Raw genomic sequence first — 4728 nt, 5'->3', positions numbered from 1 at the left:
CCCCCCCCCGTGAGTTCGAGAATTTCGCCGCCTTCTACCCCTTCTACCTGAACGAGCACCGCAACCCCACCTGCCGCCGCCTGCATTTCGCCGGCTCCACCGTGGCATTGCTGTGCCTGCTTGCGCTCCTGCTCAGCGGCAACTGGTGGTGGCTGGCAGCGGCCGCAGTGTCCGGCTATGCCTTCGCCTGGGTCGGCCATTTCGTCTTCGAGAAAAACCGGCCCGCCACCTTCCGCCATCCGTTCTACAGCCTGATGGGCGACTGGGTGATGTACGGCGATATCTGGCGCGGCAGGATTCCCTTCTAGGCCTGCGCGGCCATCAGACCTGGCCGTGCCAGCCGGGCGGCACCACCTCCAGCGTGCGCCGCGCGGGATCGGCGGGGCGTTCCTGGGCGGCCGTCCCGGTCTGCGCTTGCGCCTGCTGGTCCTGTTGCTGGCGCCGGAACACGGCCTCCAGCGGCTGGTCCAGGCGCGGGTTGTCCAGCACCTGCTTGAGCGCATCGGCGCCCTGGAGCTGCTGCGCCAGCGCCGTGCGCGGCAGGCGCGGCAGGTTCAGCACCAGCCGGTCGTGCAGCGTGCGCAGCGTCACCTGGCCCGGATCGCACAGCAGCGCCCAGTGCGCCTGGCCTCGATCCTGCGCCAGCCTGCCGACCAGATGCATGCCCTTGAGCTTGCCGAGCAGGCCAGCCAGGTAGTCCGCCTCCACCCGCAGCTTGCGCCCCAGGTCGAGCTCGCCGACGCTGCGCGGCACTTCGTCCCGCGCCCGATAGAGCAGGTAGAGCACGCCCAGCGCGTCGAAGAACTCGCTGCCGGCAAAGGTGCGGCGGCGCCAGTAACCCTGCCGGATCACCGGCAGGTTGGCGGCGATGGTGGCGCCCAGCAGCGTCACCAGCCAGCTCAGGTAGATCCACAGCAGGAAGATCGGCAGCGCGGCAAAGGTGCCGTAGACCGCGGTGTAGGTCGGGATATGGGTGACGAAGTAGCCGAAGCCGCGTTTGGCCAGCTCGAAGGCCAGCGCTGCCACCAGCCCGGCGGCAATCGCGTCGCGCCACTCCACGTTGGCGTTGGGCACGGCCGTGTAGAGGAAGGCAAAAGCGACTGCCGACAGCAGCACCGGCGTCAGGCCGACCACCAGCCCCAGCCCGAACGGCATGGTGCCGACATAACCAGCCGAGACCGAGATCAGGTAGGAGCTGATCGACAGGCTGGCGCCGATCAGCACGGGACCCAGTGTCAGCACAGCCCAGAACACCAGCACGCGCTGCGCCAGCGGGCGGCGTTGCTTGACGCGCCAGATCGCGTTGAGCGCGTCCTCCACCGTGAGCATGGTGAGCACCGAAGTCACCATCAGGCCACCCAGGCCCACCGCCGTGAGGCCCTTGGCATTCTTGGCGAACTGGCCAAGGTAGCTGGTGATGGAATTACTGACGTTGCCAGGAATCAGGTTCTGGAACAGGAAGGATTCGGTCGCGCTGCGAAACTCGCGGAACACCGGGAAGGCAGCCAGCAAGGCAAAGGCCACCGTCAGCACCGGCACCACCGCCAGTACGGTGGTGAATGTCAGGCTGGCCGCGACCTGCGGCAAGCGGCCTTCGCCGGCGCGGCGCAGCGCGTAGCGCGTGAGCGCGCGTAGTTTTTGCAGATTCCATTCCCTGCGCAGGCGAACGATGCGGGCGGCAAACATGCGGGGGCAAGCTCCTTACCGGATTCCGTGGCGAGGCCGCAACTATAATACGCGCATTGCCCTCGCGCGCCGCGCAAGGCACAAACCCGGCCTGCCTCCCGGGACCGCTCCATCCTGGCGCCTCCCCGGTTACACCGTCAGGCGCCGTAGCCCCGTCCATGACCGAACTCCTAGTCCTCTACTACAGCCGCCACGGCAGCACCCGCAAGCTGGCCGAGCTCATCGCCACCGGCATCGACAGCGTGCCCGGCGCCCAGGCGCGCCTGCGCACGGTGCCGCCGGTCTCGACGGTGAGCGAAGCCACCGCTCCGGATATCCCCCCGCAAGGCCCGCCGTACGCCGAACTGCGCGACCTCGAGGAATGCGCAGGCCTGGCCCTGGGCAGCCCAACGCGTTTCGGCAACATGGCCGCGCCGATGAAGTACTTCCTCGACGGTACGGTGGCCCAGTGGCTGTCCGGCGCCCTCACCGGCAAGCCCGCCTGCGTGTTCACCGCCACCGGCAGCCTGCACGGGGGCCAGGAAACCACCTTGCTGTCCATGATGCTGCCCCTGCTGCATCACGGCATGCTGGTCATGGGCCTGCCCTATTCGGAAAGCGCGCTGATGACCACCACCAGTGGCGGCACGCCCTACGGCCCGAGCCACCACGCACGCGTGGACAACAGCGCGCCGGTGTCCGAGGAGGAAGCCGCGCTCGCGCGCGCCATGGGCAGGCGCCTGGCCGAGACCGCGCTGCGCCTGGCCGGCGGGAGCCGCGCATGAGCGCCGCCCCGAATGTCCCGTCCGCCGCCAACGCCAGCGACGGCGCGCTGCACAATGCCACCCTGTGGCGCCTGAGCGCCGGCAGCCTGATTGCGCTGATCGTGCTGTGCATTGCCTGGGAATGGTTCCTGGCGCCGCTACGTCCGGGCGGCTCCTGGCTGATCCTCAAGTTCCTGCCTCTGCTGCTGCCGCTGCGCGGCGTGCTGACCCGCAACCGCTACACCATGCAGTGGTCGTCGATGCTGATCCTGCTGTTCTTCACCGAAGGCATCGTGCGCGCCACCAGCGACCGAGCGCCATCTTCCATGCTGGCGTGGACCGAGGTGGCGCTGACGCTGCTGTTCTTCTTCGGCACCATCCTCTACCTGCGCCCTTACAAGCGCCGCGCCAAGGCCCTGCAGCCGGCCAAGCCCGGCAAATGACCACGCCGGCGAGCTCGCCGTCAGCTCGCACCGATCCATCTCAGCGCGGCCGCCCTCACAGCGGCCGCCCTCCCGGACCCACCGCCATGAACGCCTCGCACCTCGATTCCTTCCTTACCCTGTGCCGCGCCGCGCTCGGCGAGCAGCACGTGCTGACCGACGCCGCCGATCAGGCCCCCTACCTGACCGACTGGCGCAAGCGCTACACGGGCGAGGCAGTGGCGGTGCTGCGGCCGGGCTCGGCGGAGGAAGTCGCCGCCGCCGTGCACGCCTGCCACGCGCACAAGCTCGCCGTGGTGCCGCAAGGCGGCAATACGGGGCTATGCGGCGGCGCCACGCCGCAGGCGGACCAGGCTTCGGTGGTGATTTCGCTGCAACGCCTGAACCGCGTGCGGCAAGTGGACCCGCTCAACAACACCATCACCGTGGAAGCCGGCGTGATCCTGCAGCAGTTGCAGGACACCGCGCGCGAGCACGGGCGGCTGTTCCCGCTGAGCCTGGCCGCGGAAGGCAGTTGCACCATCGGCGGCAACCTTTCCACCAACGCGGGCGGCACGGCCGTGCTGCGCTATGGCAATACGCGCGAGCTTTGCCTGGGGCTGGAGGTGGTCACGCCTGCCGGCGAGATCTGGGACGGCCTGCGCGGCCTGCGCAAGGACAACACCGGCTATGACCTGCGCGACCTGTTCATCGGGGCGGAAGGCACGCTCGGCATCATCACCGCCGCCGTGATGAAGCTCTACCCGCTGCCGCGCGCTCGCGTCACCGCGCTGGCAGCCGTGGCCAACCCGCGCGCCGCGCTGGCCCTGCTGGCCATCGCCCAGCAGCGCGCGGGCGCCATGCTGACCGGCTTCGAGCTGATGTCCGAGCGCTGCCTGTCGCTGGTCACCACGCATTACCCGCAACTGCGCTATCCGTTCGACCGCCCGCACCCCCAAGTCGTGCTGCTGGAACTGTCCGACAATGAAAGCGAAGACCATGCGCGCGCCATCTTCGAAGCGCTGATGGAAACTGCCTTCGAAGCCGGCGTGGTGCAAGACGCGGTAGTCGCCGAATCCGTGCAGCAGTCACGCGACTTCTGGAATCTGCGCGAACATATCCCGCTCGCCCAGGTCGACGATGGCAAGAACATCAAGCACGACATCGCCGTGCCGATCTCGCGCATCGCCGACTTCATCGACACCACCGACGCCCTGATCCAGCAAGCCTTCCCCGGCGCGCGCATGGTCACCTTCGGCCATCTCGGCGACGGCAACCTGCACTACAACGTATCTCCGCCCGTGGGCGAAAGCCACGATGCCTTCCTCGGCAACTCGGCAGCCATCAACCTGATCGTGCATGACAGCGTGCACGCCCACCGCGGCTCGATCTCCGCCGAGCATGGGCTGGGCCAACTCAAGCGCGAGGAAAACCGCCGCTACAAGAGCGGCGTGGAGCTGGCGATGATGCGGGCGATCAAGCAGGCGCTGGATCCGCAGGGCTTGATGAATCCGGGCAAGGTGATCTGACAGGAAACGCCCGCCGGTGGCTTAGCGCGCCGCCGGAATTTCCACGACCTGCCAGCCCTCGTTGCGGTCCGCCAGGAATCGCATCACGGAATCGACGGTAACGGTCCTGATGCGGTCGGAGAAGCGCAGTTCAGTGGGATGATCGTCAAAGGCCACGTTGGCCTTGAACACGCGGCCACCCAGGCGCTTGAAGGTACCGATCTTCATCTCGGACGGCTGGTAGCCGGCCAGCTTGAGCCAGGCCTGCGCCTGCTCGCGGTTGACGATCTTGGCGTCCCTGGCTTCCACGGCTGCCAGCGTTTCCAGCACCCAGGTGTTGGAGTTCTGGTACTGCGTGGAGAATGGGTA

General features: G+C 68.0%; 6 protein-coding genes. 4 read left to right on the top strand and 2 right to left on the bottom strand.

Annotated features, from left to right (window positions below; translation table 11 throughout):
- A partial coding sequence (locus A9975_RS30295) for an Mpo1-like protein (protein WP_183035985.1) occupies positions 1 to 308 on the top strand: 308 nt, incomplete at its 5' end.
- Between the two features lie 13 nt (positions 309 to 321).
- Here the strand turns inward: A9975_RS30295 and A9975_RS30290 are convergent.
- Complete coding sequence (locus A9975_RS30290; protein ID WP_183035984.1) at positions 322 to 1686, bottom strand: YihY family inner membrane protein; 1365 nt, start codon at positions 1684 to 1686, stop codon at positions 322 to 324.
- A 158-nt stretch (positions 1687 to 1844) separates the two neighbouring features.
- Between A9975_RS30290 and wrbA the strand changes: the two genes are divergently transcribed.
- The 3 genes from wrbA to A9975_RS30275 all read left to right on the top strand — a co-directional run bounded on the left by wrbA (position 1845) and on the right by A9975_RS30275 (position 4380).
- On the top strand, positions 1845 to 2450 hold the full coding sequence (wrbA, locus tag A9975_RS30285; RefSeq protein WP_150983904.1) for an NAD(P)H:quinone oxidoreductase: 606 nt from the start codon (positions 1845 to 1847) through the stop codon (positions 2448 to 2450).
- Positions 2447 to 2872 (top strand): DUF2069 domain-containing protein, encoded by a 426-nt coding sequence (locus A9975_RS30280; protein ID WP_183035983.1) that lies wholly within the window; start codon positions 2447 to 2449, stop codon positions 2870 to 2872. The genes wrbA and A9975_RS30280 overlap by 4 nt, the downstream gene beginning before the upstream one ends.
- A gap of 86 nt (positions 2873 to 2958) precedes the next feature.
- Positions 2959 to 4380 (top strand): FAD-binding oxidoreductase, encoded by a 1422-nt coding sequence (locus tag A9975_RS30275; RefSeq protein WP_183035982.1) that lies wholly within the window; start codon positions 2959 to 2961, stop codon positions 4378 to 4380.
- A 21-nt stretch (positions 4381 to 4401) separates the two neighbouring features.
- On the opposite strand, the gene A9975_RS30270 is transcribed toward A9975_RS30275, so the two are convergent.
- A partial coding sequence (locus A9975_RS30270) for a DUF2145 domain-containing protein (RefSeq protein WP_183035981.1) occupies positions 4402 to 4728 on the bottom strand: 327 nt, incomplete at its 5' end.

The sequence above is a fragment of the Cupriavidus sp. UME77 genome, from assembly GCF_014170355.1.
Taxonomy (GTDB): Bacteria; Pseudomonadota; Gammaproteobacteria; order Burkholderiales; family Burkholderiaceae; genus Cupriavidus; species Cupriavidus basilensis.
This window is presented reverse-complemented; position numbering and strand designations above follow the sequence as displayed.

Coding starts and splice junctions, on each gene's coding strand:
- A9975_RS30290 (WP_183035984.1), bottom strand. CDS start 1,686: ATGTTTGCCGCCCGCATCGTTCGCCTGCGCAGGGAATGGAATCTGCAA.
- wrbA (WP_150983904.1), top strand. CDS start 1,845: ATGACCGAACTCCTAGTCCTCTACTACAGCCGCCACGGCAGCACCCGC.
- A9975_RS30280 (WP_183035983.1), top strand. CDS start 2,447: ATGAGCGCCGCCCCGAATGTCCCGTCCGCCGCCAACGCCAGCGACGGC.
- A9975_RS30275 (WP_183035982.1), top strand. CDS start 2,959: ATGAACGCCTCGCACCTCGATTCCTTCCTTACCCTGTGCCGCGCCGCG.